Below are 1,572 nucleotides of genomic sequence, written 5' to 3'. Positions count from 1 at the left end.
TACTGCAGGGGGGACCCTGTGGGAGAGTAGGACGCCGCCGAACAATCATTGTGGGAAAGCCCCGCACCTCCTGGTGCGGGGCTTTTCTGCGTTTTGGGGTCGAATGTCCCGTCAATATCTTGTTGACCCGCCGTGATCGGGACGTTTGGATGCGTGGGTATGGAAACGAAGCAGCAGCACACGCAGCATGTGATCCGGGCCGTGCGGGCCGACGAGTGGGAGAAGGTCAAGGGACTGCGCCTGGACGCGCTGCGCGATCCCGTGGCGTCGCTGGCCTTCCTGGAGACCTTCGAGCAGGCCGCGGCCAAGCCGGACGAGTTCTGGCAGGACCGGGCCGCCGGCGCGGCGGAGGGGGTGCACGTCGCGCAGATCATCGCCGAGGCCCCCGACGGGCAGTGGAACGGATCCGTGTCCGTGTTCATCGAGGACGCGGGGACCAAGGACTTTCTTGGGCAGGTCGTCGAGACCGACCAGGCGCATGTCGTCGGCGTGTTCGTGCGGGCCGAACAGCGGGGCAGCGGGCTCACCGACGCGCTGTTCCAGGCGGCGCTGGAGTGGGTGTGGGCGCGGGAGGAACCGGTGCTGGAGCGTGCGCGGCTCTTCGTGCACGAGAGCAACGAGCGGGCCGCCGGCTTCTACCGGCGGTTCGGGTTCCGGGCGAGCGGGCTGGTGATCCCGAAGCCGGACGACCCGACCGCCAGGGAGCACGAGTACGTCTTCGTGCGGCCGTAGGGGAGCCTAGGAGACCGGCCATTCCGGCCAGCGGGCGCGGGCCTGTTCGCGGCTGCGGCACAGGGCGAGGAGGGGGACCTTCTCGTCCGTGAGGAGGTCGGGGAGCTGGGGGACGGGGGCGACGGCCGCCACGTCCTCGAGGACCAGAGTCATTGGTGGGTCGAGCCGACCGTGGGATGACCGTGCGGCCATGCGGCGGCCGTGCTCGACCACGTGCGAGGCGAGTGCGGTGAGCAGCGGCATCGCACCCGGGCGGGTGCGGGGGTCCTCCAGGGGCTCACCCACTACGTAGAGGGTGCCCCCTTCCGCGGCGAACGATGCGAGCGTGAGCGCGTCCGTTCGGTTCGGGTTGCAGGCCTCGCGGATGTGCACCGAGGTCAGGCAGGACAGGGCACGGGCCGTCAGGTACTGGGCCTGCTCGCGGCGTTCGGGGTACGCGATGAGGGCGCTTTCGAGTTCGCCGGCGGCGCCCGGGGCGGCCTGGGGGTGGGTGCGGAGGATCCGTACCGGTTCCTGGGAGCCGTTGCCCTGGGCCCAGCGGGCCAGCTGCTTGAAGGGGAGGCCGTCGAGGGCGGCCGCCTGGAGCCAGCTGCGGAGGAGGGTCTCGGCGGTGTCGGCGACGGCTGCGTCCAGGCGGGCCTGGGGGCGTACGGGGGCCAGCAGGGCGATCGCCCGGGCGGCGGCGGTGTCGCGGTCGGCGCAGCCGTCGGCGGGGTTCCAGTGCATGCGGGCCGGGGTGTCGCACAGGTGCGAGGGGTCGTAGAGGAGGACGGGGCCGAGTTTGGCGCGGGCGTCCTTGGTGTCCTGCCAGAGGGTGGGGGAGGACGTGACGACCAGGAC

General features: G+C 71.4%; 2 protein-coding genes. One reads left to right on the top strand and one right to left on the bottom strand.

Features of this window, described 5'->3' with window-relative positions; all coding sequences use genetic code 11:
- The first annotated feature begins 159 nt into the window (after nucleotides 1-159).
- On the top strand, nucleotides 160-732 hold the full coding sequence (locus VR44_RS32220; RefSeq protein WP_045951171.1) for a GNAT family N-acetyltransferase: 573 nt from the start codon (nucleotides 160-162) through the stop codon (nucleotides 730-732).
- 6 nt (nucleotides 733-738) lie between these two features.
- On the opposite strand, the gene VR44_RS32215 is transcribed toward VR44_RS32220, so the two are convergent.
- Nucleotides 739-1,572: P-loop NTPase family protein (locus VR44_RS32215; RefSeq protein WP_045951170.1), on the bottom strand; the 834-nt coding region annotated here is incomplete at its 5' end.

The organism is Streptomyces katrae (genome assembly GCF_000966975.1).
Taxonomy (GTDB): Bacteria; Actinomycetota; Actinomycetes; order Streptomycetales; family Streptomycetaceae; genus Streptomyces; species Streptomyces katrae.
This window is presented reverse-complemented; position numbering and strand designations above follow the sequence as displayed.